Source organism: Streptomyces sp. NPDC059788 (assembly GCF_042732265.1).
GTDB lineage: Bacteria > Actinomycetota > Actinomycetes > Streptomycetales > Streptomycetaceae > Streptomyces.
This window is the reverse complement of the sequence record NZ_JBHWHY010000046.1, coordinates 13,377-38,215: the sequence shown is the minus strand read 5'-3', so window position 1 is coordinate 38,215 and position 24,839 is coordinate 13,377. Positions and strand designations below refer to the sequence as shown.

The window sequence follows — 24,839 nt, the reverse complement described above, 5'->3', positions numbered from 1 at the left end:
GTCGGGGCCCGGTCCACACTCCGCCGATGATCTGACACCATTTCTTCGGAAGGGTCAGCTCCAGTACGCGCCCGGCACGAGGCATTTCGGGCTGCGGACGAGCAGATGGGAGCCGGCCGCCACCATGACCAGGGGACGGATGGGACCGCGCAGTGCGGGGCAACGACCGCTACGAGGCTGACGACCACCTCTCGCAGTTCGAGGCCGAGATGGAGCGGCTGAAGACGGAGCGGGACAAGGCGGTCCAGCACGCCGACGACCTCGGTTACCAGGTCGAGGTGTTGCGAGCCAAGCTCCACGAGGCGCGGCGCACGATCGCGGCCCGCCCCGCTTACGACAACGTCAGCCATCAGGCCGAGCAGCTGCTGCGCAACGCCCAGATCCAGGCCGACCAGTTGCGTACGGACGCCGAGCGCGAGGTGCGCGAGGCGCGTGCCCAGACGCAGCGGCTGCTCCAGGAGCAGGCCGAGCGCCAGGCGCGCATGGAGTCCGACCTGCACGCGGAGGCCGTCGAACGGCGCCGCCGGCTGGACGAGGAGCTCAACGAGCGCCGCCAGACCGTCGAGTCGCACGTCAACGAGAACGTGGCCTGGGCGGAGCAGCTGCGCGCCCGTACGGAGTCGCAGGCGCGCCGTCTCATGGACGAGTCGCGGGCCGAGGCCGAGCAGGCGCTGACCGCCGCCCGCGCCGAGGCACAGCGGCTGGCCGACCAGACCCGCGCCCGGCTGGGCAGCGAGGCCGAGCAGGCCCGTACCGAGGCGGACGCGATCCTGCGCCGGGCCCGTACGGACGCCGAGCGGCTGCTGAACGCCGCCTCCAGCCAGGCGCAGGAGGCGACCGACCAGGCCGAGCAGCTGCGGACCAGCGTCGGCACGGAGTCCGAGGAGGCGCGGCGGCAGGCCGCGGAGCTGACGAAGACCGCCGAGACCCGGCTGCAGGAGGCCGACCGCGCGCTGCGCGAGGCCCGCGCCGAGGCGGAGAAGCTGGTCTCCGAGGCGCAGGAGAGCGCCGCCAAGCGCCTGTCGGCCGCCGAGTCGGACCAGGAGCAGCGGCTGCGGACGGCCAAGGCGGAGATCGCCCGGCTGGTCGCCGAGGCCACGAAGGAGGCCGACGCCCTCAAGGCGGAGGCCGAGCAGCTGCGCGCGGACGCCCGTACGGAGACGGAGCGGCTGGTCGCCGAGGCGCAGGAGACCGCCAGGTCCAAGGCTGCGGAGGACTCCGCCGCGCAGCTGGCGAAGGCCGCGCGCAGCGCCGAGGAGGTGCTGACCAAGGCGTCCGAGGACGCCAAGGCCACCACGAAGGCCGCCGCCGAGGAGGCCGAGCGGGTCCGCCGGGAGGCCGAGGCCGAGGCGGACCGGCTGCGCGGCGAGGCGCACGACACCGCCGAGCAGCTCAAGGGCGCCGCCAAGGACGACACGAAGGAGTACCGCGCCAAGACCGTCGAGCTGCAGGAGGAGGCGCGCCGGCTGCGGGGCGAGGCCGAGCAGCTGCGGTCCGAGGCGGTCGACGAGGGCGACCGCATCCGGGCCGAGGCGCGGCGCGAGGCGGTCCAGCAGATCGAGGAGGCGGCCGCCACCGCCGAGGAGCTGCTGGCCGAGGCGAAGTCCGACGCCGAGGAGACGCGTTCGGGCGCGAGCGCGGAGAGCGAGCGGGTACGGACCGAGGCCATCGAGCGGGCCACGGCCCTGCGCAAGCAGGCCGAAGAGGCGCTGGAGCGCGCCCGCGCGGAGGCCGAGGAGCTGCGCGGCGAGGGCGAGGAGGCCGCCGCCGCGCTGAAGTCGGAGGCCGAGGAGGCCGCGCGGCAGCTGCGTACGGAGGCCGAGGAGGCCGCCGCGGAGCGCCGGGACGAGGCGCAGCAGGAACTGGACCGGCTGCACGCGGACGCGGCGGAGAAGGTCGCCGCGGCCGAGGAGTCGCTGCACGACGCCCGCGGCGAGGCCGAGAAGCTGCGCCGGGAGGCGCAGGAGGAGGCCGCCAAGCTCAAGGCGGAGTCGGCGGAGCGGCTGCGGGTGCTCCAGCAGCAGGCCGAGGACGAGGCCGAGCGGCTGCGTTCGGAGGCGGCGACCGACGCGTCCGCCGCGCGCGCCGAGGGCGAGTCCGTCGCCGTACGGCTGCGCAGTGACGCCGCCGCCGAGGCGGAGCGCCTGAAGGCCGAGGCGCAGGAGACCGCGGACCGGGTGCGCGCGGAGGCCGCGGCCGCCGCGGAGCGTACGGGCACCGAGGCCGCCGAGGAGCTGGCCGCGGCCCAGGAGGAGGCGGCCCGCCGCCGCCGGGAGGCCGAGCAGCTGCTCGGCGAGGCCCGCGAGGAGGCCCACCAGGAGCGCACGGCCGCGCACGAGCAGAGCGAGGAACTGCTCGCCTCGGCCCGTACGCGGGTCGCCGAGGCGCAGGAGGAGGCGGAGCGGCTGGTCGAGGAGGCGGACCGGCGGGCCGCCGAGCTGGTCGCGACGGCCGAGCAGACCGCCCAGCAGGTGCGGGACGCGGTCGCGGGGCTGCACGAGCAGGCCGAGGAGGAGATCGCCGGGCTGCGTTCGGCGGCCGAGCACTCCGCGGACCGTACGCGCACCGAGGCGCAGGAGGAGGCCGACCGGGTACGGGCCGACGCGTACGCGGAGCGCGAGCGCGCCGCCGAGGACGCGGGCCGCACCCGGCGCGAGGCGCAGGAGGAGGCCGAGGCCGCCAAGGCGCTGGCCGACCGCACGGTCGCGGAGGCCATCGCGGAGGCCGACCGGCTGCGCGCGGAGGCCGACAGCACGCTCGACGAGGCGCGCGAGGCGGCCAACAAGGCCCGTACGGACGCCGCCGAGCAGGCCGACAGCCTCCTCGCGGAGGCCACCACGCAGGCCGACAAGCTGGTCTCGGACGCCTCCGCCAAGGCGCAGCAGCTGCGCACGGACGCGTCCGACGCGCTGGCCTCGGCCGAGCAGGACGCCAACCGGGCCCGCGCGGAGGCCCGCAACGACGCCAACCGGATGCGTTCGGACGCCGCCGAACAGGTGGACCGGCTCGTCACCGAGGCCCGCGCGGAGGCCGAACGGATCGTCACCGAGGCGACCGAGCTGACCTCTTCGGCGCAGGACGACGCGGACCGCACGGTCCGCGAGGGCCAGGAGGCCGCCGAGCGGCTGCGGGCCGAGGGCGAGCAGCGGGCGGCGGAGCTGGTCGCGGAGGCGACCGGCGAGGCGGAGCGGCTGCGGGCCGAGGCCGCCGAGGCGCTGGAGACCGCGCGCCGGGAGGCCGAGCGGACCGGCGACGAGGCGCGCGAGGCGGCGAACAAGACCCGTTCGGACGCCGCCGAGCAGGCCGACCAGCTGATGTCCGAGGCCGGCAGCGAGGCCGAGCGGCTGCGCGCGGACGCCGCGGAGACCACCGCGGCCGCCGAGCGGGACGCCGACCGCACCCGGGCGGACGCCCGCGAGCAGGCCGACCGGATGATCGCCGAGGCCACCGCGGAGGCGGACCGGCTGCGGGCGGAGGCGGCGGACACCGTCACCTCGGCGCAGGAGCACGCCACCCGTACGCGTGCCGAGTCCGAGCGGATCAAGGAGGACGCGGAGGCGGAGGCCGACCGGCTGCGCACCGAGGCGCTGGAGGAGTCGGAGCAGACCGTCGACGCGGCGCGCAAGGACGCGGCGCAGCGCCGCGCGGACGCCGCGGAGCAGGCCGACCAGCTGGTCGCCAAGGCCCAGGAGGAGGCGCTGAAGTCGGCGACCGCCGCCGAGGAGCAGGCCGACCGGATGGTGGGCGCGGCCCGCAAGGAGGCCGACCGGATCGTCCAGGAGGCCACCGCCGAGGGCAACGCGATGGTCGAGAAGTCCCGTACGGACGCGGACGTGCTGCTGAGCGAGGCCCGCGGGGACGCCACCGCGATAAGGGACCGCGCGGAGGAGCTGCGGACCCGTATCGAGGGCGAGGTCGAGGAGCTGCACGACCGGGCCCGCCGCGAGTCCTCGGAGACGATGAAGAACGCCGGGGAGCGCGTCGACAAGCTGATCGCGCAGGCCACGCAGCAGCAGGCGGAGGCCGAGGAGAAGGCCAAGCGGATGGTGTCGGACGCCAGCAGCGAGGCGAGCAAGGTGCGCATCGCCGCGGTGAAGAAGGCGGAGGGGCTGCTCAAGGAGGCCGAGCAGAAGAAGGCCGCGGCCGTACGGGAGTCGGAGCGGCTGCGCACCGAGGCCCGCGCGGAGGCGGAGCGGATCGTGGAGGAGGGCAAGCACGAGCTGGAGGTGCTCGTGCGGCGCCGCAAGGACATCAACGCGGAGATCTCCCGTGTCCAGGACGTCCTGGAGGCGTTGGAGTCTTTCGAGGCGGCGCCGGCGAACGGTGGTGGCAAGGAGGGGGCGAAGGCCGCCGCGGGAGCGGGCGCAACTCGTTCGAGTGGCAAGCAGTCTGAGGGGTAGCCACCCAAATGAGGGGCCATTCTCCACTTCAAACGCGCAATGACTCGATGACACGCCGTTGCGGCCCCTAGGATTCCCTTTATCACCTCACCGGTCTCTTTCGACAGGAACCCCATGAGCGACACTTCCTCCCCCTACGGCTTCGAGCTCGTGCGGCGTGGGTACGACCGCGGTCAGGTGGACGACCGCATTTCCAAGCTGGTCGCCGACCGCGACAGCGCCCTGGCCCGCATCACCTCGCTGGAGAAGCGGATCGAGGAGCTGCACCTCGAAACGCAGAACGCCCAGGCCCAGGTCAATGACGCCGAACCGTCCTACGCGGGCCTCGGCGCGCGCGTGGAGAAGATCCTCCGGCTGGCGGAGGAAGAGGCGAAGGACCTGCGCGAGGAGGCCCGGCGGGCCGCCGAGCAGCACCGTGAGCTGGCCGAGTCGGCCGCCCAGCAGGTCCGTAACGACGCCGAGCAGTTCGCCACGGACCGCAAGGCGAAGGCCGAGGACGAGGGCGCCCGGATCGTCGAGAAGGCGCAGGGCGAGGCGACCGCGCTGCGCGCCGAGGCGCAGAAGGACGCGCAGTCCAAGCGGGAGGAGGCGGACTCCCTCTTCGAGGAGACCCGCGCCAAGGCCGCGCAGGCCGCCGCGGACTTCGAGACGAATCTCGCCAAGCGCCGGGAGCAGTCCGAGCGGGACCTGGCCTCGCGCCAGGCCAAGGCCGAGAAGCGGCTCGCGGAGATCGAGCACCGGGCCGAGCAGCTGCGGCTGGAGGCCGAGAAGCTGCGGACGGACGCGGAGCGCCGGGCCCGCCAGACGGTGGAGACGGCGCAGCGCCAGGCCGAGGACATCGTGGCCGACGCGAACGCCAAGGCGGACCGCATCCGCAGCGAGTCCGAGCGGGAGCTGGCGGCGCTGACCAACCGCCGCGACTCGATCAACGCCCAGCTGACGAACGTCCGCGAGATGCTCGCCACGCTGACCGGCGCGGCGGTCGCCGCGGCCGGCACCCCGGCGGACGAGGAGCCCATCTCCCGCGGCGTCCCGGCGCAGCAGTCGCGCTGAGGCGCCGTTCGTCGTGGTGACGCCGGTGCGGCCGGCGGGCTCCCCCGGCCCGTCTCCGTGACGGCCGGTACCGCGCTCCACGACAGCAGCCGTGCCCCGCCCGCCCCGCCTGACTTCGACAGGCCGGGCGGGCGGAATGCTTTCAGCAGTCGTACGGACCGTCGTACAAGCCGCTTCCCGGCTCCCGGCGGACCCGGCGGGCGATGCCCGGTTCGCCCGAGATGCGGGCCCACCGGCCCCCGCTTAGCGTGCTGTACATGATCGAGATCGAGGGGCTGACCAAACGGTACGGCGACAAGCTCGCCGTGGACGGGCTGACCTTCACCGTGCGGCCCGGGATCGTCACCGGCTTCCTCGGCCCCAACGGCGCCGGCAAGTCCACGACCATGCGGATGATGCTCGACCTGGACCACCCGACGTCGGGACGGGTCCGTATCGACGGCCGCCACTACCGGCAGCTGCCCGATCCCCTGCAGCACATCGGCGCCCTGCTGGACGCCAAGGCCGTGCACGGCGGCCGGAGTGCCTTCAGCCACCTGCTGTGCCTGGCGCAGAGCAACGGCATCCCGCGCGCCCGCGTCCACGAGGTGCTGGACACCGTCGGCCTGACCGCGGTGTCCAAGAAGCGCTCCAAAGGCTTCTCGCTGGGCATGGGCCAGCGCCTGGGCATCGCGGCGGCGCTGCTCGGCGACCCCGAGATCCTCATGTTCGACGAGCCGGTCAACGGGCTCGACCCCGAGGGCATCCACTGGATCCGCAACCTGATGAAGGGTCTGGCGGCGCAGGGCCGCACGGTCTTCGTCTCCTCGCACCTGATGAGCGAGATGGCGCTGACCGCCGAACACCTGATCGTCATCGGTCAGGGGCGGCTGCTGGCGGACACCTCGATGGCGGACTTCATCCGGGAGAACTCGCGTTCGTACGTACGGATGCGGTCGCCGGAACACGAGCGGCTGCTCGATGTGCTCCGGGCCGCCGGATACGCGGCGGTGGCGGCCGGCGGCGCGGTGGAGGTCGACGGGGCGGGCGCCGCCGACCTCGGGGAGCTGGCCGCGCGCAACCGGCTCGTCCTGCACGAACTGAGCCCGCAGCAGGCGTCCCTGGAGGAGGCGTTCATGCAGCTGACCGCAGGGTCGGTGGAATACCACGCGCATTCGCAGGAACCGCGCCCGCAGGCGGCGCCGGACGGGAGCCTGCCGGACGCGCCGCCTCCCCCGGGCGCAACGGGAGCACCGGGCGCTACGGGAGCCCCGGGCGCGCCGCCCGGCGGCGGCTGGGGTGCCGACTGGCGGAACACGAAGCGGAGGTCCTGACGATGGCGGCGCTCTCCCAGGTCCTGAGGTCGGAATGGACGAAGATCCGGTCGGTGCGCTCCACGGTGTGGACGCTGGGCATCGCGCTGGTCGTCACGGTCGCGCTGGGCGCGCTGATCTGCCTGCTCGCCTCGAACGACTTCGGCACCATGTCCCCCCGCGACCGGGTCGTCTTCGACCCGACGAACGTCAGCTTCGCCGGAATGGGCCTCGGCCAGCTCGCGATGATCGTCTTCGGGGTGCTGGTGGTCTCGAACGAGTACAGCACCGGGATGATCCTCACCTCGCTCGCCGCCGTACCGCGGCGCGGCGCCTTCCTCTTCTGCAAGGTCGCCGTCGCCGCCGTGCTCGCCCTCGTCGTCTCCTTCGTGACGGCCTTCCTCTCCTTCTTCGTCGGGCAGGCGATGCTGGGCACGCACGCGGCGTCCCTCGGCGACCCGGGCGTCCTGCGGGCCGTGGTGGGCGGCGGGCTGTACATGACGCTGATCGCGGTGTTCTCGATGGGCGTGGCCACGATGCTGCGCAGCCCCATGCTGTCGCTGGGCATCCTGATGCCGTTCTTCTTCCTGATCTCCAGCATCCTGGGAAACGTCTCGGCCACCAAGAAGATCGGCTGGTACCTCCCCGACCAGGCGGGCCAGAAGATCATGCAGGTGGTGCCGCCGGCCGGCAGCGAGGTGCCGTACGGGCCGTGGGGCGGGTTCGCCATCATGGTCGCGTGGACGGTGGCCGTACTGCTGTGCGGATACGTCCTGTTGAAGCGGCGCGACGCCTGAGGCGCGAGGCGTGCGGCCGGGGCCGCGGTGCCGGTCTCCCGGGCCGGTCCGCCGGCGCCCCTGCCGCCCCTCGCGCCCGCGTTTTGACGGGAACCGTCAGCCTGCGGATAACCTCCTAACCCTCACGGGGGTACGAGAGCGCCTCTGCCCCGAACATCTTTCGAGGGGCGGAGAATGATCGAGGCAGTCGGCCTGACGAAGCGCTACGGCGCCAAGACGGCCGTGCACAACCTGTCGTTCCAGGTGCGGCCGGGCGCCGTCACCGGCTTCCTGGGGCCCAACGGCTCCGGCAAGTCGACGACGATGCGCATGATCCTGGGACTGGACACCCCGACGGCCGGGCGCGTCACGATCGGCGGCATCCCGTTCCGCAAGGTGCCCAACGCCCCGCGGCACGTCGGCGCGCTGCTCGACGCCAAGGCGGTGCACGGCGGCCGCAGCGCGCGCCAGCACCTGCTCTCCCTCGCGCAGCTCTCCGGCATCCCGGCGCGCCGGGTCGACGAGGTGCTCGGCGTCGTCGGCCTCCAGGAGGTCGCCCGCAAGCGCTCCAACGGCTTCTCGCTCGGCATGGGCCAGCGGCTGGGCATCGCGGCGGCGCTGCTCGGCGACCCGCAGGTGCTGCTCTTCGACGAGCCCGTCAACGGCCTGGACCCCGAGGGCATCCTGTGGGTCCGCAACCTGATGAAGCAGCTGGCCGCCGAGGGCCGTACGGTCTTCGTCTCCTCGCACCTGATGAGCGAGATGGCGCTGACCGCCGAACACCTGATCGTCATCGGCCGCGGCCAGCTGCTGGCGGACATGCCGGTCAAGGAGTTCATCTCGGCCAACTCCGCCGACTTCGCCCGGGTCCGTACCCCGGACACCGAGCCGCAGCTGCGCGAGAAGCTGGGCTCGCTGCTCGGCGAGGCGGGTGCCCAGGTCGTACCGGAGCAGGACGGCGCGCTGCGCGTCACCGGGCTGCCGCTGCCGCGCATCAGCGACCTCGCCCACGACGCGGACATCCGCCTGTGGGAGCTGTCGCCGCACCAGGCGTCCCTGGAAGAGGCGTACATGCAGCTGACGCAGAGCGTCGTGGACTACCGCTCGACCACCGACCAGCGCGCAGGCCTCCAGCAGCAGACGCCCGGCTACGCGCCGCAGGGCCCCGGAGTTCCGGGCCGGCCGCCGCACGGGTACGCGCCCCAGGCGCCGCAGCCGGGCCCGTACGGACAGCCCGGCCACCCGGGGCAGCCGCAGGGCCACCCGGGCGCCCAGGGGCAGCCGAACCCGTACGCACAGGCTCCGGGCCAGGGCTACCCGCCGCCGGTGGCCGGTCAGTCGCCGTACGGGCAGCCGAACCCGTACGGGCAGCCGCAGCCGGGCCCGCAGGCCGGTGCCCCGGCGCCGATGCCGCCCGCCGCCCCCGCCGACATCTCCACGCCGCACACCGAGGACGCCCGATGACCAGCCCTCAGCAGCCGCAGCCGCAGCCTGAGCCGCACGACACCGACGCCCCCGGCGCCGGTGCCCCGACGCCTCCGGCAGGGGCCCCGGAACCGCCCGCACAGCCGCCCGTGCAGCCGCCCGCCGAGCAGCCGGAGCCCCGGCCGCTGGCCGCGCACCCGCAGCCGGAGCAGCAGGCGCAGCAGCCGCCCCAGCAGCAGCCCGCCGAGCAGGCCCAGGCGCAGCCGCAGCCGGCGCGCGAGGCCGGGACGATGATGCTCCAGGCCCAGCAGCCGCCCGCCGCCGCGCCCGGCAGGGAGGCCGGGACGATGATGCTCCAGGCCCAGGCCGCGCCGCAGGGGCAGCCCGCGCCGCACGGCGGCCCGCACGCCCCGCAGGGTGCGCCCAGGGACGCGGGCACGATGACGCTCCAGGCCCAGCAGCCGCCCGCCGGTCCCGCGCCGCAGCAGCCGCCCTACCAGCCGCACCAGCCCGCACAGCAGCAGGCGCAGCAGCCGCCCCGGCAGCAGCAGATCCCGGCCGCCTGGCAGGCCGCCGGCCCCGGCGGCACCGCCCCCGCCTACGTCTCGCCGATCCCGGTACGCCGTACGAACCTCGGGCACGCCCTGGCCTCCGAGTGGACGAAGATCCGTTCGGTGCGCTCCACGATGTGGACGCTGGGTGTGCTGGTCCTGCTGAACGTCGGCATCGGGCTGCTGACGTCGCTGGCGCTGGCGGGCCCGGACCGGGAGGTCGCGCCGGTGCTCGGCTTCGCCTGGTTCGGCCTGCTGCTCGGCACGCTGTGCGTGATCCCCCTCGGCGTACTGGTGATCTCCTCGGAGTACGGCACCGGCATGATCCGTACGACGTTCACGGCCTGCCCCAGCCGGGCCCGGGTGCTGACCGCCAAGGCGATCGTCCTGTTCACGCTCACGTTCGTCGTCACCACGGTCTCCAACGTGCTGGTCGCGGTGGTGCACGCCGGGATGCTCAACGGTCCGGCGCCGACCGGCGACCAGTGGCTGCGTGCCACGGTCGGCTCCGGCCTGTTCGTGGCCGTGCTGTGCCTGCTGGCCCTGGGGGCGGGCACGCTGCTGCGGCACTCGGCCGGCGCGATCAGCGCGATGACGGGCCTGGTCCTGCTGCCCATGCTGATGGCCGTGTTCATGATCGGTTCGGAGAGCCTGCGCCCGTTCGCGGCCAAGCTGATCGAGTACTCGGTCCCGAACAACCTCGGCGCGCTCTACGACCAGCCGTTCATGCCCGACGGCCCGTCCGGCTGGCAGCCGCTGCTCGTCCTCCTGGCGGTCACCGCCGTCGTCCTCGGCGGCGCGTACGCGGCCCTGGAGAAGCGGGACGTCTAGTAGAGCCGCGTCAGCCCTATCAGGGGCGCCGCGTACTTTTGCGCGAGGTCTCAGTACCTCGGCGCGTTACGGGACCGCTGGAGCCGCGCGCTCCGGCGGTCCCGTGCGTTCCAGCACGCCTTGTGCCAGTGTCTGCGCTCGTCCACGTCGCCCTCCCGCGGCCAGGCGACGACGTGCGGCACCCCCGGCGGGATCTCCTGGTCGCACCCCGGGCACCGGTAGTGCTTGGCCCCGCCGCCGCCCCCCAGGTGCCGTACGACCCACTCCTCCCCGCGCCACTCCTCGGTACGTTCGAGACCGTAGCGGCCCCCGCCCGCGTGGTCGGCTGGCTTCTCACCGCCGCGGGGGCGGTTTCGACGCGGAGACACTGGGCACCTCGGGAAACTTGCGGGGTCACGGGCCGTCACCACCCTACGCGGCTCCGTCATGGGGGACCGTCGCCTGCCGCGATCCTGCGATCATCGGGAAACTTCGCCGCAGGCCGTGCCCTTGGCACGTGTCACCCGTTGTTGCCTGATAGGGGGATGTCGCGTCGGCTGCGAGGAGGCAGAAGAGCGATGCGTGTTGGGGCTTTCATTCTGGCCGCACAGTTTCCGGGCCAGGGGCAGGGGGAGGCGCTGCACCGGGCGGTGCGGTCCGCGGAAGTCGCCGAGGAGGCCGGGCTCGACGCGGTCTGGCTGGCGGAGCACCACTTCATGCCGTACGGGGTCTGTCCGTCGGCGGCGACGCTCGCGGCGCTGCTGCTCGGCCGTACGGGCCGGATCGGCGTCGGCACGTCCGTCAGTGTGCTGCCGACCCAGCATCCGGTCGCGCTCGGTGAGCAGGCGGCGCTGCTGCACCTGACCTCCGGCGGCCGGTTCACCCTCGGTGTCGGCCGGGGCGGCCCCTGGGTGGACCTGGAGGTCTTCGGCACCGGGCTGGCCGCCTACGAGCGGCACTTCCCCGAATCGCTGGATCTGCTACTGCGCTGGCTGCGCGAACCGCGCGTCGGCGCCGCGGGGGAACGTCACTCCTTCCGGGAGGTGGCCGTCGTGCCGCGGCCCGACGAGTCGCTGGAGATGCCGGCCGGCCCGCCCGTCGTGCTCGCGTGCACCTCGCCCGGATCGGTGCGGCTGGCCGCCGAGCGCGGGCTGCCCATGCTGCTGGGGATGCACTGCGGCGACGAGGAGAAGGCGGAGATGGTCGCGCTGTGGCGCCGGCTCGCGCTGGCGGCCGGGCGGGACCCGGCCCGGGTCGCGGCGGCGGAGCACGTCTCGGCCGGTGTGGTGCAGGTCGCCGACACCCGCCAGGGCGCCGCCGAGGTCCTCACGAAGGCCATGCCCGGCTGGCTGCGGCGCGGGCTGGCGGCCCACGAGACGATCGACGGCCGCTACCGCGCCATGCGCGACCCGCTGGCGTACACGGAGCTGCTCTGCGACCTCCATCCGGTGGGCTCGCCGAAGCTGTGCGCCGACCGGCTGGCGGCCTCGGCCGAGCGGACCGGCATCCGGCGCTTCGCGCTGCTCGTGGAGGGTTCCGGCGATCTGGCCGCCACGGAGGAGAACGTCCGGCGGCTGGGCGCCGAGGTGCTGCCGCGGCTCGGCTGAGCGGGGCCCGCGGCCGGGGCGGGGTCCGGGCGCGGCCGGTCGGCGGCCCGTGTGCGGTACCGGCCGCGGCCGGCCGTCGTCTGGCGCGATCGTGCCGGTCCGCGGCCCCGCGACCGGAGGGCTCCGTTCGCGCCGCGCCGACTCTGCGTGACGGGCGAGGAGTTGACCGATGCTGCCGCCGGCGCACCGGCGCCGTACGACAGCGCGTCGCGCGGGCGCAGCGGCAGCATCTCCGGTCAGCAGTCGCGCAGCTCGGGCGACTGGTTCAGCAGCTGGCCCCGGACGGAGGTGAACTTGGCCAGCCTGCCGTCCGCCGACGGGTCGAGCGGGAAGACCGCGACCCGGTGGCAGTTCTGGAATGCCAGCCGCACACCGAAGTGGCGCTCCAAGGACCCGCGTATCGCGTCACTCGCCAGCGCTCGCAGCAACTGACCGCGCGCCTGCTCGTCCGGCGGCGGCGTCTGGTTGTCGGCGAACTGTCCGCCGTCCACCTTCAGCTGGGCCACCAGCGAGCTGATCATCTCCCATGCGTAGGGCAGGGAGGTCCGGACGCAGTCGACAAATTCCGCTTCGTCGACCTCGCCTCGCTCGGCCTGTTCGAGGAGGGCCGGTGAGACGTCGAGCGACATGAGGTTCTCCTCTCGCGGCCCCGCCGGGACGGGGCCTCAGGAATGGGACGGGGTTTCGCGACGGAGCGTGTCCGTATCACGACCGCCCGCTTCAACGGTATGCCGCTCCCCCGGCCCGCACCAGGAGATTGCAGAGACAACCGGCCACCGGTGGACCGGGCGGTTCAGGGGCGAATCGCGTCCGTGGCCGTCGGTCGAGTAGCGTGACGCACCATGCGTCTCGTCATTGCCCGTTGCTCCGTGGACTACGCGGGCCGGCTCAGTGCCCACCTCCCGTCGGCCCCTCGCCTGATCCTCGTGAAGGCGGACGGTTCGGTCTCCATCCACGCGGACGACCGGGCCTACAAACCCCTCAACTGGATGTCCCCGCCGTGCACCCTCAAGGAGGGCGACGGCAGCGTGTGGACGGTGGAGAACAAGGGTGGCGAGAAGCTCATCATCACCCTGGAAGAGGTGATGCACGACTCGGCACACGAGCTGGGCGTGGACCCGGGCCTCATCAAGGACGGGGTGGAGGCGCACCTCCAGGAGCTGCTGGCCGACCGGATCGAGACACTCGGCGAGGGCTACTCGCTCATTCGGCGTGAATACCCCACCGCCATCGGGCCGGTGGACATCCTGTGCCGGGACGCGGACGGCGGGACGGTCGCCGTGGAGATCAAGCGGCGCGGCGAGATCGACGGTGTCGAGCAGCTCACCCGCTACCTCGAACTCCTCAACCGCGACCCGCGCTTGGCGCCGGTCAAGGGCGTCTTCGCGGCCCAGGAGATCAAGCCGCAGGCGCGGGTGCTGGCGACCGACCGCGGCATCGGCTGCGTCGTGCTGGACTACAACGCGCTGCGCGGCATCGAGGACGACAAGCTGCGGCTGTTCTGAGGCCCGCGCCCGCTTCGGGCGGGGCGGGGGCGCCGCATGGCGCGAGGCCGGCGTGCCGCTTCGCGCGGGGCCGGGGTGCCGCCCGCTTCGCGCGGGGCCGGGGTGCCGCCCGCTTCGCGCGGGGCCCGGACGGCCCTTCGGAGGAATGACGACGGCCCGGTACGGGGACGCCCGCCCATGGTGGCGGACGGCCGCGTGCCGGGCCGTCGTGCTGCGCTCAGGGACTGTTCGTACCGCTGCTTGTACCGCCGGTGGTGCCGCCCGTCGTGCCGCCACCGGAGGACGTGGTGGTCGCGGAGCCGGTGCCGCCCGCGCTGCTGGGCGCCGGGTTGCCGGAGGTGCCCGTCGGGTCCTGGCTGGTCGGCTTGTCCGTGGGCTTGTCGGTCGGTTTGTCCGTCGGCTTGTCGGTGGGCTTGTCCGTCGGTTTGTCCGTCGGCTTGTCCGTGGGCCTGGCGGTCGTGCTGGGGTCGGTGGGCCTGGTGGTCGGGTCGGTCGGACGCGTCGTCGGGTCGGTCGGGCGCGGGCTGCCGTCCGTCGGGCGGGTCGTCGGGTCCGTCGCGCCGCCGCTCGGGGAGGCGGTGCCGGTGCCCGGCTGCCCGCTGGTGCCCGGGGTGCCCGGCGCCGTCGAGCCGGGGCCGCCCGTGCCGGGGCGGCTGCCCTGGCCGGTGCGGGTGCTGCCGGTGCCCGGCTGATCGGCGGGCAGGCCGTCGCCGTCCCGGCCCGGTTCGGCGGACTGCTCGGTCTTGACCTTCTCGCCCACGCCGTCGTCGGACCCGGACACCGCGCCCAGGGTGACGACGGTGCCCAGTACGGCGATCAGCAGCGCGCCGGCGCCCGCCGCGACCAGGTTGCGCCGGGCGCCCAGCACCATGGCCTTGCGGCCCTTGGCCTTGCCGCCGCCCGTCCCCGGGCCGCCCGCACCGGCCGAGGCGCTGCCCGCGACGGCGCCGCGGGTGACCACGGTGGGCGCGGTCGCGTCGACGGCCGGGCCCGTCGCGAGCCCGGCGGGCACCCCGCCGGGCGGCGAGGCGGACTCCTCCGTCCGCGCGTCCGGGACCTCCTCGCCGGCCGCCGCTGCCGTGCCGGCGGGCGGGGTGAACGTGCCGGAGCGGTCGGCGACCAGGGCCAGCGCCCGCCGTCCCGCGACCGTGCCGCGCCGGTCGGAGAGCACGCCGCGCAGCCCTATCGACGCCTCCAGCTCGGCGCGCGCCCGGTCCAGATTGCCGGTGCACAGGGCGAGCACGCCCAGCTCGTGGTGGAAGTACGCCTCCTCGGCCACCTCCCCGGCGATCCGGGCGGCCTCCGCGCCGTGCCGCAGGCTGCGCTCCCAGGCGCTCCAGTGCAGGGCGGCGGCGAAGGCCGGGGCGGCCGTACGGGCGAGCAGGACGGCGGCGCTGGGGTGGCCGCCGTCGCGGCTGCCGGTCAGGACGCCCATCGCGGCCAGTATCGCGTCGGACTCGGCGGCGGCCCGCTCGGGCGTCACCGAGGGATGGCCGGCCCACCAGGCGTAGTGCTGGGCGGCGGTCAGGGCCCGCTCGCCGGCGCCGTCGTCGTACCCGGCGGCCGTCAGCTGGTCCGCCACGGTCGCCGCGAGCCGGTAGTGGGCGCCGGCCGGGGTGATCAGGCCGCAGTCCAGCAGTTCGCCGAGGGCGGCGTCCGCGTGGGTGTCCTGGACGAGCGCGGGCAGATGCGCCTGGTGGGGCAGCTCGCCGCCCAGCGCGACCGCGAAGCGCAGCGTCTCGCGCGCCGCCTCGCTCAGCCCGGCGGCGATCAGCGGCGCGGGCGACGCGGCCTCGGCGACGGTCGGCAGCGGCGCGTCGCGGCCGTCGCCGGGCGCGTCCTCGGAGCCGTATCCGTCGAAGGTGTCCTGGTCGGTGCGCAACCGCTGCCGCAGCAGCGCGCCGGCCTGGACGAAGCGCAGCGGCAGCCCCTCGGACTCGAACCAGAGGTCCGCGGCCCACGCGGCCTCCTCGTCGGTCAGCGGCCGGCCGACGACGCCTTCCAGGAGCTCCCGGCAGGCGTCGCGGCCGATGCCGCCGAGGAAGACCTCTTCGAGGTGGGAGCCGGGCGAGGGGGCCGCGACGTCCGGGGTGGCGGCGAGCAGGAAGGCGCACTCGGGGGTGGCGCCGAGCAGCTCGTCCAGCGCGGCGCCGCCGAATTCGAGGTCGTCCAGGACGACGATCGCGCCGATCTCGCCGAGCAGGCGCAGCAGCTCGCCGCGGTCGGGGCGGTGCAGCGGGGCCCGGTGGACGGCGGCGAACAGCTCGTACATCACGTCGGTGGGCGTGCGGCGGTATCCGGAGAGCCGCACCACGCCGTCCGGGGCGAGGCCGTCGCAGGCGGTGGCGACGGTGTCGAGCAGGCGCGTACGGCCCGCTCCGGAGGGTCCGGTGACGCGTACGGATCTGCCGCGGGACAGCAGCCGCACCAGCCGGTCGGACTCCTCGGCGCGCTCCAGGAGCGTGCCCTGGCGGCCCGCGGAGACCGGTACGGCGGGCGGGGCGGCGGCGCGCGCCAGCTCGGCGCGCTCCTCGGGGCCGTGCTTGCCGGGTACGGCGGGCTGCTCGCCGGGCGGGCAGGGTTCGATCTCGCTGCCGTCGACCGGGTTGACGGTGAGCAGATAGGGGCCCGACACGAGCTGTACGGTGCGGGCGAGCCCGCCCGAGGCGGCCCCGGGGCCGCCGTGGGAGGGCGTGGGCGTCGCGGCAGGGCCGTCCTGCTCGCCGTACTCCTCAGGTCCCCGGTTGGTGTTCGGGTCCATGGTGAAAAGCCCCCAGATGCGCTTGGCGTGCCGACCGGCCGATTGCGTCCCGGCCGTCCGCACTCCCCCAGCCTCCGACCGGGGTGCTCCCCGGCCGCCGCTTCTGGTCCGGTGCCCGCCGTGCGTGTACCGGACGGCGGAAAACCGAACCTTAGACCTTCGCCCAGTATCTACGAAGCGCCGGGGTCCGTTCCTGCCCGGAACGTCACAGTGTTGTGAGAATCCTTCGCGTATGCGGCTTTGATCTTGTGCGTGGTGCCGGTACGCGCCGCGTGCGCTGCCCGTACGCGCCCTCGCGCGGGCCCCTCACGCGCCCGCGCACGCCGGGCGGCGTCAGACCCGCGGCAGCGTCTCGGCCTCGATGCCGCCCTCGATGGCGAGGATGCGGTGCAGGCGGGTGGCGACCAGGAGGCGCTGCATCTGCGGCGGTACGCCGCGCAGCACGAGGCGGCGGTTGGCCCGCCCGGCGCGGCGGTGCGCGCCCATGATCACGCCCAGGCCGGTGGCGTCCCAGGAGTCCAGGCCGGTCAGGTCCAGTACGAGGTCGCCCTGGCCGGAGTCGACGGCGGTGTGCAGGACGGTTCGGGCGTCCGCCGCGCTGCGGACGTCGAGGCGGCCCCCGACGACCAGCTCGGCGTGGTCGCCCCTGATGTGCATATGCGCTCCCCGGTGATGAATGCTCGATCGTTACGTCTACAGAACTGACTGCCTCTCATGCGGCGAAGTTGCCGCCTGTAAGCGAACCGATACCGAATTCACCCCGGAGGGTGACGGCGCCGGACCCGTGCGCCCGACGCCCCGGCCACCACAGGGTGTGCCGCCGGCGGCCGGCGCCCGGCCGCCGCGCCCACGGCGGGGCCGCGGGCGGCGCCTGACGCGGCGTCAGCGCGGTGCGGGGTCCGGGCCCGTCCGACGCGGTATCAGTGCTCGTAGAAGCCTTGCCCACTCTTGCGACCGATATCGCCGGCATCGACCATCCGCCGCATGATCTCCGGCGGCGCGAACTTCTCGTCCTGCGACTCGGTGTAGATGTTGTCGGTGGCGTGCAGCAGGATGTCCACGCCGGTCAGGTCGGCGGTGGCCAGCGGCCCCATGGCGTGGCCGAAGCCCAGCTTGCAGGCGGTGTCGATGTCCTCGGCGCTGGCCACCCCGGACTCGTACAGCTTCGCCGCCTCGACGACCAGCGCCGAGATGAGGCGGGTGGTCACGAAGCCGGCCACGTCGCGGTTGACCACGATGCAGGTCTTGCCGACCGACTCGGCGAACGCGCGGGCGGTGGCGAGGGTTTCGTCGCTGGTCTTGTAGCCGCGCACCAGTTCGCACAGCTGCATCATCGGCACCGGCGAGAAGAAGTGCGTGCCCACCACCCGCTCGGGGCGCCCGGTGGCCGCCGCGATCTTGGTGATCGGGATGGCCGAGGTGTTCGAGGCGAGCACCGTCTCGTCCCCGACCAGCTTGTCCAGAGTCTGGAAGATCTCCCGCTTGACGTCGATCCGCTCGAAGACGGCCTCGACGACGATGTCCGCTTCGGCCGCCGCGTCCAGGTCGGTCGTGGTGGTGATCCGCCCCAGCGCCTGCTCGGCGTCCTCGGCGGCCAGCTTGCCCTTGCTGACGAACTTCGCGTACGAGGCCTCGATGCCGCCCTTGCCGCGGGCCAGCGCGCCTTCCGTCACATCGCGGAGGACGACCTCCCAGCCCGCCTGGGCTGAGACCTGCGCGATGCCGGACCCCATGAGTCCGGCCCCGATGACGGCGAGCTTCTTTGCCACTTGCTGTCCCCTAACACGCTGTACATCCGACGGCTCTCGGCAGTGACGTTAGCGTCCGTCGGCGATCGATAGGAGGGTTAGAGATGCGCGTCACGTCTCAGATGACGGACATCACACCGCCCGGCCTCATCCGCCGTCGCGCACGGCATAGTTGAGGACCTTTCCGCTGAGCGCGTCCTCCAGGTCGTCGAGCAGGACGAGCGCCTCGCGTGACACCTCGTCGGGCGCGCGCCCGGCGAGCATCGCGCGGGCGATGTGGGCCGTGAGCGTGGCGTACACCCAGTTGAGCTGACCGGCCACCAGGAGCGGCAGCCAGTCGTCGGCCGCCGCACCGGCCTCCTGGCGCAGGGTCTCCTCCAGGCGGGTGAGCTGTTCCTGCTGGAGGTGCCAGAGGCGGGCCTTGAGGGTGGCGGCGCCCTCGATGACGCGCATGAAGCGGTCGTAGCCCTCGACCAGCCCGACGGCGGGCGAGACGGCCTCCACCTGCTCGCGCAGTTCGCGCAGGACGGCGGCGGCCGCCGACTCCCCGGCGTCCCGGCCGCGCACGTAGCGCGCGAGGCGGTCGACCAGCCCTGCGCTGCGGTCCATGAAGAGGTCTTCCTTGGCCGGGAAGTAGTTGTAGACGGTGTTGACCGAGACGTCGCAGACCTCGGCGATCTCCGCGATGGTCACCGCGTCGAAGCCGCGCTCCAGGAACAGGCCGGTGGCCATGTCCGAGATGTGCTGGCGCGTCTGCCGCTTCTTGCGCTCCCTGAGCCCCTCTGCCATGTCCGCATCGTACGTCTTCTTGGTGCTCGTTGAATTTTGGGGGCGTTGCAAAATTTCAGCGTCTCTGTTTTTCTGTCCGGCATGGCAGTCATCACCGCGTCCGGGCTGGCCCGGACCTTCACCACCGCCCGCGGCACCGTCGAAGCGGTGCGCGGCATCGACCTCACCGCCGGGCGCGGCGAGATCCTCGGCCTGCTCGGCCCGAACGGCGCCGGAAAGACGACCACCCTGCGGATGCTCACCACCCTCCTCGCGCCCACCGGCGGCAGCGCGACCGTGGCCGGCTGCGACCTCGTCCGCGACCCGGCCGGGGTGCGGCGCCACACCGGCTACGTCGCCCAGTCCGGCGGCGTCGACCCGAACATCTCGGTACGGGAGGAACTGGTGACCCAGGGGCGCCTGTACCGCCTGACGAAGTCCCAGGCCACGGCCCGCGCCGAGGAACTGGCGCACGGCCTCGGACTGCCCGACGGGCTGCTGGACCGCAAGTGCGCGGCGCTGTCCGGCGGGCAGCGGCGGCGGCTGGACATCGCGATGGGCCTGATGCACCGGCCCGCGGTGCTCTTCCTGGACGAGCCGACGACCGGGCTCGACCCCGGCAGCCGGGCCGGCCTGTGGGAGCTGGTCCGGCGGCTGCGCTCGGACTTCGGCACCACCGTCTTCCTGACCACCCACTACCTCGACGAGGCGGACGCGCTCGCCGACCGGCTCGTGGTCGTGGACCAGGGCGTGGTGGCCGCCGAGGGCACGCCGCGCGCGCTGAAGTCCGAGTACGCCGGTTCGCCGGACGCGTCCCTCCAGGACGCCTTCCTGGCCATCACCGGACGCGGCCCCGCCCCCGCGGACACCACTCCCGTCGCCGTCTGACCGCCACCCCTCCCGCCAGGCCCCCCAGGAGCCCCCGTATGTCCACCGTCCTGTCCGACACCGCCCTGATCTTCGGGCGCTACGCCCGGCTGACCCTGCGCTCGAAGATGCAGATGCTCTTCGGCGTCCTGATGCCCCTGCTCTACCTGCTCTTCTTCGGCCCGCTGCTGACCAGGATGCCGCTGGCCTCGGAGGGCAGCTCCTGGCAGGTCCTGGTGCCCGGCCTGCTGCTGCAACTCGCGCTCTTCGGCGCGTCGTTCTGCGGCTTCGCCCTCATCCTCGAAAAGCAGTACGGCGTGGTGGAACGGATGCGGGTGACGCCCGTCAGCCGGCTCGCGCTGGTGCTGGGGCGGGTGCTGCGGGACACGGCGCTGCTCACGTCGCAGTCGGTGCTGCTGGTGCTGGCGGCGCTGGTGATGGGGCTGCGGGCCCCGCTGGGCGGCATCCTCATCGGATTCGCCTTCGTCGCCGTGACGGCCGTCGCGCTGTCCTCGTTCTCGTACACGCTGGCCATGAAGGCCGCCGCGCCGCAGGAGTTCGGGCCCGTCGTCAACGCCGCCACCATGCCCACGATGCTGCTGTCCGGGCTGATGCTGCCGATGGCCCTGGCCCCCGGGTGGCTGGACGTGCTCTCGCGCTTCATGCCCCTGCGCTACCTCGTCGACGGCGTCCGCGCCGCCTACGTGGGCGACTACACCGCGGCGCCCCTGCTGTACGGCGCGCTGGTCGCGGCCGGGCTCGCCGTGCTTGCCGCCGCCGTGTGCACCCGCGCCTTCCGCAGGGCCGCGGCGTAGGCTCGCCCGTATGGTCAATCTGACGCGCATCTACACCCGTACCGGCGACAAGGGCACCACGGCCCTCGGCGACATGAGCCGTACCGCCAAGACCGACACGCGGATCGCGGCCTACGCGGACGCCAACGAGGCCAACGCGGCGATCGGTGTGGCCGTCGCGCTCGGCTCGCTGCCGGAGGACGTCGTCAAGGTGCTCGTCCGGGTGCAGAACGACCTCTTCGACGTGGGCGCGGACCTGTCGACGCCGGTGGTGGAGAACCCCGAATTCCCGCCGCTGCGCGTCGAGCAGGCCTACGTCGACAAGCTGGAGGCCGACTGCGACCACTACCTGGAGAGCCTGGAGAAGCTCCGCAGCTTCATCCTGCCCGGCGGTACGGCGGGCGCCGCGCTGCTGCACCAGGCGTGCACGGTGGTACGCCGCGCCGAGCGCTCCACGTGGGCGGCGCTGGAGATGCACGGCGACACCATGAACCACCTCACCGCCACCTACCTCAACCGCCTCTCCGACCTCCTGTTCATCCTGGCCCGCACGGCCAACAAGGAGCTGGGCGATGTGCTGTGGGTGCCGGGCGGCGAGCGGTAGGCGTGATCACCAGGGCGTGGGCGGGTCCTGGCGGCCGGAGCCCTGGCCCGCCCCGGCGTGGTCACGGCCGTGGTCATGGCCGTGGTCATGGCCGTGGTCACGGTCGAGGTCGCGGGCCCGGCCGCCCGCGCCGCCCGCGCCGCCCGGGGGCAGGTGCCCTTCCGGCGCCTGCTTCGGCCAGAGCGTGTAGCTCACCGCGATGACCAGGTTGATGCCGATGACGATGAGCATCTTGGTCTGCCAGCCGCGCAGCGAGGAGGTCTGGGCCGGGTCGCCCACGTACCAGGCCGCGATCTGCAGCAGCCCGATCGCGATGAGCGCGGCCAGAATCCAGCGGGCCGCCGACTGCCACTCGAAGACCGTGCGCTCCCGGCCGTACTTGGGCGCCGGGACGGGCGGCGGGCCGCCCGCGAAGCGGTGGGCGAAGCGGACGTCCACCCACTTGATCGTGCGGTGCCCCAGGGCGACCGAGAACCCGATGTAGACAGCGGCGAGCCCGTGCTTCCAGTCGGCCTCGGCGCCGTTCTTCAGGTCCACGGCGGTGGCGACCAGCAGGACCAGCTCCAGCAGCGGTTCCAGCAGCAGGACGGCGACGCCGGCGCGCGGCATCTTCGCCAGGTAGCGCAGGGCCAGCCCGCCGGCCAGCAGCACCCAGAAGCCGACCTCACAGACGACGATCAGTGTGACGATCACGGGACTCCCCTTCTTTCCTGTCCCTTCCAGGCTCACCCCTCGATCCGGCCGTCACCTCGTCGCCCGCGATGATCCGGTACTGCATCTTTCGATGTAGCGCGCGGCGCGGCGGGTTCGGCCGGGGCGTGGAGGCAGCGGTCCGCACTGCCGTGTTTGATGGAGGGGTGACCGTGAGACCCTTCGGCGCCCTGGGACGCCCGCACCGCCACGACGTGTGCATGGCGGTCGGCGGGCTGCTCGGCGGGCTGCTGCTGTGGGGGCTGGGACTGCACAGCGGCCGGCCGCTGCTGGGGCTGCCCCCTTGGCTCGGCCTGGTGTCGCTGGCCGTCATGTCCGCCACCGAGCTGCTGCGCCGGACCGCCCCGCGGGCGGCACTGGGCCTGGCGACCGTCGCGCTCGCGCTGGACGTGTGCAGCGGCGGGCTGATCGCCACGATCGTGATGTTCACCGACATCGTCTACGCCGCGGTGCTGTACGGGCCCCCGGCCACCGCCCGGCGCGTGCCGGTCATCAGCGTCCTGCTCACCGTCGTCGCCACCATCGTCCCGGTGGCGATCCTGCACGACCCGCAGGCCCTGCTGCTCGGTGTCGGCGTCGGCGTGATCACCATCAGTCCCGCCTGGACCGGAATCATCATCCGCGAACACCGCAACGCCGCCCGGGCCGCCCGGCTGGAGGCTGAACAGACCGCGCTGCTGGCCGAGATGGACCGTACGCAGGCCATCGTCGCCGAACGCGCCCGGATGGCCCGCGAACTGCACGACATGGTCGCCAACCACCTGTCGGCCATCGCGATCCACTCCACGGCCGCCCAGACGATAGACGACCCCGGCGCCACCCGGGAGGCGCTCGGCGTCATCCGTGAGAACAGCGTGCAGGGCCTGGCCGAGATGCGGCGCCTGATCGGGCTGCTGCGGGACGCCAAGCCCCCCGGCGAGGCGGCGGAGGCCCAGGCCACACCGACCCTGGACGGGCTCGACGCGCTCCTCGCGCAGGCCCGCGCCAACGGGGCGAGCAGCGGGCTGACGTTCACCCTGGAGGACACCCGGGCGGCCGGCGGGGGCGCGCGGCTGCCCGCGCCGGTGGAGCTGGCCGCGTACCGCATCGTGCAGGAGTCCCTGACCAACGCCCTCAAGCACGCCGCGTCCGGCGAGGTCGAGGTCCGTATCGACCACGGCCGCGGCGGCCCGCTCACCGTCCGCGTCACCAGCCCCTTCGGTGACCGGCCCGGCCCGCGCGCGCCCGGCTCCGGCGCGGGCCTGGTCGGTATGCGGGAGCGGATCGCGCTGCTCGGCGGCTGCTTCGAGGCCGGGCCCGAGGACGGCGCGGACGACGGCCGCGGCGGCAAGGTATGGCGGGTACGGGCCACCCTGCCCGTCCGCGAGGAGGAAGAGGAACGATGACAGCAGCGACCGGCCGCCCGGTCCGGGTCTTGATCGCCGAGGACCAGTCCGCCGTACGGGCCGGACTGGTGCTGATCCTGCGCTCCGCCCCCGACATCGAGGTGGCCGGGGAGGCAGCGGACGGAGAGGAGGCGATCCGGCTGGCCCGCGCACTCCGTCCCGACCTGGTCCTGATGGACATCCAGATGCCCAGGCTGGACGGCGTCTCGGCCACCCGGACGATCGTGGCCGAGGAGCTGGCCGACGTGCTGGTGCTGACCACCTTCGACCTGGACGAGTACGTCTTCGGGGCGCTCCGCGCGGGCGCCGCCGGTTTCCTGCTCAAGGACAGCGAGGCGGCTGCGCTGCTGGACGCGGTGCGCACGGTGGCCGCCGGGGAGGGGCTGATCGCCCCGGCCGTGACCCGGCGGCTGATCGCGGAGTTCGCCAATCCGCGTACCGTACGGCGGCCCGCCGACACCTCGGCGCCGGACCCGGCCGTACTGGACGTGCTGACCCGCCGCGAGCGCGAGGTGCTGGGCTGCCTGGGCCAGGGCCTGTCGAACGCCGATATCGCGGCCCGGCTGGAGATGGCGGAGGCCACGGTGAAGACGCACGTCAGCCGCCTGCTGGGGAAGCTGGAGCTGCGCAGCCGGGTGCAAGCGGCGGTTTTGGCGCAGGAGTTGGGTGTGAGCGGGGGCTGATCCGGGTAACTCGTGTCGCCGTCCCGCGGGGCACGGCGGAGGGTGCCAACCACTTTGGTCCAGACCTCTTGACCGCAGGTCTGGACCTTTTTTACGCTCCCTTCACATCTTTGCGGTGAGCGCGCCCCACAGCGCTCACCGGGCGGCGCAGGTTCTCCCCCACCTCCACCCCCTTACCTGGGAGCATCCGTGACACCCGGAACCTTGACACGCACCACCCACGCACGACGAAGAGCCCTCGCGGCCCTCACCGCACTCCTCCTGCCCGTCGCCGCCCTCATCGGCCTGGCCGGCGCCACCCCCGCACACGCCGCCGAGTCGGCGACCGCCGCGTACACCAAGGTCTCCGACTGGGGTACCGGCTTCCAGGGGCAGTGGACGGTGCAGAACACCGGCACCACGACCATCAACGGCTGGACCGTCGAGTGGGACTTCCCCTCCGGCACCACCGTCGGCTCCGCCTGGGACGCCCAGGTCAGCGGCTCGAACGGGCACTACACCGCCAAGAACCTCAGCTGGAACGGCACCATCGCCCCCGGCGCCTCGGTCAGCTTCGGGTTCATCGGCACCGGCTCCGGCGGCGGCGACGTGAGCGGCTGCAAGCTCAACGGCGGCTCCTGTGACGGGGCGCAGCCCGGCGACACCCCGCCGTCCGCGCCCGGCAAGCCGGTGGCGGGCGATGTCACCGACACGTCCGTGCGGCTGACCTGGGCCGCGGCCACCGACGACAAGGGCGTCAAGAACTACGACATCCTCCGCGACGGCACCAAGGTCGCCACCGTCGAGAAGCTCGCCTACACCGACAGCGGCCTGACGAAGGACACTTCGTACACCTACACCGTGGTCGCCCGCGACACCGCCGACCAGACCGGCCCGGCCAGCGAAGCCACCACCGTGCGCACCACCGGCGGCGGACAGCCCGGTGACAACCCGCCCTCCGCGCCCGGCAAGCCGGTGGCGAGCGACATCACCGACACCTCCGTACGCCTGACCTGGAGCGCCGCCACCGACGACAAGGGCGTCAAGAACTACGACATCCTCCGCGACGGCACCAAGGTCGCCACCGTCGAGAAGCTCGCCTACACCGACAGCGGCCTGA

The 24,839-nt window shown here is 73.7% G+C and carries 21 protein-coding genes; 14 read left to right on the top strand and 7 right to left on the bottom strand.

Annotated features, from left to right (window positions below; all coding sequences use genetic code 11):
* The first annotated feature begins 152 nt into the window (after positions 1-152).
* From scy to ACFV57_RS32470, 6 genes are all read left to right on the top strand, one after another.
* Positions 153-4,400 carry a polarized growth protein Scy gene (gene scy, locus ACFV57_RS32495; RefSeq protein WP_385239553.1) on the top strand — a complete coding sequence of 1,416 codons (4,248 nt, stop codon included), beginning with the start codon at positions 153-155 and terminating at the stop codon, positions 4,398-4,400.
* Positions 4,401-4,514: 114 nt separating this feature from the next.
* Positions 4,515-5,453: a cellulose-binding protein gene (locus ACFV57_RS32490; protein ID WP_031008063.1), complete on the top strand. Its 939-nt coding sequence runs from the start codon at positions 4,515-4,517 to the stop codon at positions 5,451-5,453.
* 257 nt (positions 5,454-5,710) lie between these two features.
* Positions 5,711-6,766 (top strand): ABC transporter ATP-binding protein, encoded by a 1,056-nt coding sequence (locus ACFV57_RS32485; RefSeq protein ID WP_385239551.1) that lies wholly within the window; start codon positions 5,711-5,713, stop codon positions 6,764-6,766.
* A 2-nt stretch (positions 6,767-6,768) separates the two neighbouring features.
* Entirely contained in the window at positions 6,769-7,542 is a 774-nt protein-coding gene (locus tag ACFV57_RS32480; RefSeq protein ID WP_385239549.1) for an ABC transporter permease, read from the top strand.
* Between the two features lie 174 nt (positions 7,543-7,716).
* Entirely contained in the window at positions 7,717-8,985 is a 1,269-nt protein-coding gene (locus ACFV57_RS32475; protein ID WP_385239547.1) for an ATP-binding cassette domain-containing protein, read from the top strand.
* A complete protein-coding gene (locus ACFV57_RS32470) occupies positions 8,982-10,328 on the top strand; it encodes an ABC transporter permease (RefSeq protein ID WP_385239545.1) in 1,347 nt (448 codons plus the stop codon). Before ACFV57_RS32475 ends, ACFV57_RS32470 begins: the two co-directional genes overlap by 4 nt.
* Before the next feature lie 50 nt (positions 10,329-10,378).
* Here ACFV57_RS32470 and ACFV57_RS32465 read toward each other — a convergent pair whose 3' ends face one another.
* A complete protein-coding gene (locus ACFV57_RS32465; RefSeq protein WP_385239543.1) occupies positions 10,379-10,696 on the bottom strand; it encodes an ATP/GTP-binding protein in 318 nt (105 codons plus the stop codon).
* 189 nt (positions 10,697-10,885) lie between these two features.
* On the opposite strand from ACFV57_RS32465, the gene ACFV57_RS32460 reads away from it, so the two are divergent.
* Entirely contained in the window at positions 10,886-11,914 is a 1,029-nt protein-coding gene (locus ACFV57_RS32460; RefSeq protein WP_385239541.1) for an LLM class flavin-dependent oxidoreductase, read from the top strand.
* Between the two features lie 236 nt (positions 11,915-12,150).
* Here ACFV57_RS32460 and ACFV57_RS32455 read toward each other — a convergent pair whose 3' ends face one another.
* Positions 12,151-12,543: an SCO5389 family protein gene (locus ACFV57_RS32455; RefSeq protein WP_385239539.1), complete on the bottom strand. Its 393-nt coding sequence runs from the start codon at positions 12,541-12,543 to the stop codon at positions 12,151-12,153.
* A gap of 213 nt (positions 12,544-12,756) precedes the next feature.
* On the opposite strand from ACFV57_RS32455, the gene nucS reads away from it, so the two are divergent.
* Positions 12,757-13,419: an endonuclease NucS gene (gene nucS, locus ACFV57_RS32450; RefSeq protein ID WP_385239537.1), complete on the top strand. Its 663-nt coding sequence runs from the start codon at positions 12,757-12,759 to the stop codon at positions 13,417-13,419.
* Between the two features lie 217 nt (positions 13,420-13,636).
* Here the strand turns inward: nucS and ACFV57_RS32445 are convergent, their stop codons facing one another.
* From ACFV57_RS32445 to ACFV57_RS32430, 4 genes are all read right to left on the bottom strand, one after another.
* Entirely contained in the window at positions 13,637-16,180 is a 2,544-nt protein-coding gene (locus tag ACFV57_RS32445; RefSeq protein WP_385239535.1) for a PT domain-containing protein, read from the bottom strand.
* Between the two features lie 333 nt (positions 16,181-16,513).
* Positions 16,514-16,837 (bottom strand): STAS domain-containing protein, encoded by a 324-nt coding sequence (locus ACFV57_RS32440; protein WP_385239533.1) that lies wholly within the window; start codon positions 16,835-16,837, stop codon positions 16,514-16,516.
* A gap of 263 nt (positions 16,838-17,100) precedes the next feature.
* Positions 17,101-17,949 carry a 3-hydroxyacyl-CoA dehydrogenase family protein gene (locus ACFV57_RS32435; RefSeq protein WP_385239531.1) on the bottom strand — a complete coding sequence of 283 codons (849 nt, stop codon included), beginning with the start codon at positions 17,947-17,949 and terminating at the stop codon, positions 17,101-17,103.
* Between the two features lie 126 nt (positions 17,950-18,075).
* Positions 18,076-18,717: a TetR/AcrR family transcriptional regulator gene (locus tag ACFV57_RS32430; protein WP_385239529.1), complete on the bottom strand. Its 642-nt coding sequence runs from the start codon at positions 18,715-18,717 to the stop codon at positions 18,076-18,078.
* Positions 18,718-18,798: 81 nt separating this feature from the next.
* Between ACFV57_RS32430 and ACFV57_RS32425 the strand changes: the two genes are divergently transcribed.
* From ACFV57_RS32425 to ACFV57_RS32415, 3 genes are read left to right on the top strand one after another with little or no spacing between them, the layout of a single operon-like run.
* Complete coding sequence (locus tag ACFV57_RS32425) at positions 18,799-19,584, top strand: ABC transporter ATP-binding protein (RefSeq protein ID WP_385239527.1); 786 nt, start codon at positions 18,799-18,801, stop codon at positions 19,582-19,584.
* 38 nt (positions 19,585-19,622) lie between these two features.
* A complete protein-coding gene (locus ACFV57_RS32420; RefSeq protein ID WP_385239526.1) occupies positions 19,623-20,378 on the top strand; it encodes an ABC transporter permease in 756 nt (251 codons plus the stop codon).
* Positions 20,379-20,388: 10 nt separating this feature from the next.
* Entirely contained in the window at positions 20,389-20,961 is a 573-nt protein-coding gene (locus ACFV57_RS32415) for a cob(I)yrinic acid a,c-diamide adenosyltransferase (protein ID WP_385239524.1), read from the top strand.
* Positions 20,962-20,967: 6 nt separating this feature from the next.
* On the opposite strand, the gene ACFV57_RS32410 is transcribed toward ACFV57_RS32415, so the two are convergent.
* Positions 20,968-21,654: a hypothetical protein gene (locus ACFV57_RS32410; RefSeq protein ID WP_385239522.1), complete on the bottom strand. Its 687-nt coding sequence runs from the start codon at positions 21,652-21,654 to the stop codon at positions 20,968-20,970.
* A 218-nt stretch (positions 21,655-21,872) separates the two neighbouring features.
* Between ACFV57_RS32410 and ACFV57_RS32405 the strand changes: the two genes are divergently transcribed.
* The 3 genes from ACFV57_RS32405 to ACFV57_RS32395 form a co-directional block, all read left to right on the top strand.
* Complete coding sequence (locus ACFV57_RS32405) at positions 21,873-23,057, top strand: sensor histidine kinase (protein ID WP_385239639.1); 1,185 nt, start codon at positions 21,873-21,875, stop codon at positions 23,055-23,057.
* Positions 23,054-23,740, top strand: a complete 687-nt coding sequence (locus ACFV57_RS32400; protein ID WP_385239520.1) for a response regulator — start codon at positions 23,054-23,056, stop codon at positions 23,738-23,740. The genes ACFV57_RS32405 and ACFV57_RS32400 overlap by 4 nt, the downstream gene beginning before the upstream one ends.
* A gap of 204 nt (positions 23,741-23,944) precedes the next feature.
* The coding region (locus tag ACFV57_RS32395; RefSeq protein ID WP_385239518.1) for a cellulose binding domain-containing protein at positions 23,945-24,839 on the top strand (895 nt) is incomplete at its 3' end.

Coding starts and splice junctions, on each gene's coding strand:
- ACFV57_RS32445 (WP_385239535.1), bottom strand. CDS start 16,180: ATGGACCCGAACACCAACCGGGGACCTGAGGAGTACGGCGAGCAGGAC.
- ACFV57_RS32420 (WP_385239526.1), top strand. CDS start 19,623: ATGTCCACCGTCCTGTCCGACACCGCCCTGATCTTCGGGCGCTACGCC.
- ACFV57_RS32470 (WP_385239545.1), top strand. CDS start 8,982: ATGACCAGCCCTCAGCAGCCGCAGCCGCAGCCTGAGCCGCACGACACC.
- ACFV57_RS32430 (WP_385239529.1), bottom strand. CDS start 18,717: ATGGCAGAGGGGCTCAGGGAGCGCAAGAAGCGGCAGACGCGCCAGCAC.
- nucS (WP_385239537.1), top strand. CDS start 12,757: ATGCGTCTCGTCATTGCCCGTTGCTCCGTGGACTACGCGGGCCGGCTC.
- ACFV57_RS32440 (WP_385239533.1), bottom strand. CDS start 16,837: ATGCACATCAGGGGCGACCACGCCGAGCTGGTCGTCGGGGGCCGCCTC.
- ACFV57_RS32400 (WP_385239520.1), top strand. CDS start 23,054: ATGACAGCAGCGACCGGCCGCCCGGTCCGGGTCTTGATCGCCGAGGAC.
- ACFV57_RS32405 (WP_385239639.1), top strand. CDS start 21,873: ATGGCGGTCGGCGGGCTGCTCGGCGGGCTGCTGCTGTGGGGGCTGGGA.
- ACFV57_RS32475 (WP_385239547.1), top strand. CDS start 7,717: ATGATCGAGGCAGTCGGCCTGACGAAGCGCTACGGCGCCAAGACGGCC.
- ACFV57_RS32485 (WP_385239551.1), top strand. CDS start 5,711: ATGATCGAGATCGAGGGGCTGACCAAACGGTACGGCGACAAGCTCGCC.
- ACFV57_RS32490 (WP_031008063.1), top strand. CDS start 4,515: ATGAGCGACACTTCCTCCCCCTACGGCTTCGAGCTCGTGCGGCGTGGG.
- ACFV57_RS32480 (WP_385239549.1), top strand. CDS start 6,769: ATGGCGGCGCTCTCCCAGGTCCTGAGGTCGGAATGGACGAAGATCCGG.
- ACFV57_RS32425 (WP_385239527.1), top strand. CDS start 18,799: ATGGCAGTCATCACCGCGTCCGGGCTGGCCCGGACCTTCACCACCGCC.
- ACFV57_RS32455 (WP_385239539.1), bottom strand. CDS start 12,543: ATGTCGCTCGACGTCTCACCGGCCCTCCTCGAACAGGCCGAGCGAGGC.
- ACFV57_RS32460 (WP_385239541.1), top strand. CDS start 10,886: ATGCGTGTTGGGGCTTTCATTCTGGCCGCACAGTTTCCGGGCCAGGGG.
- ACFV57_RS32415 (WP_385239524.1), top strand. CDS start 20,389: ATGGTCAATCTGACGCGCATCTACACCCGTACCGGCGACAAGGGCACC.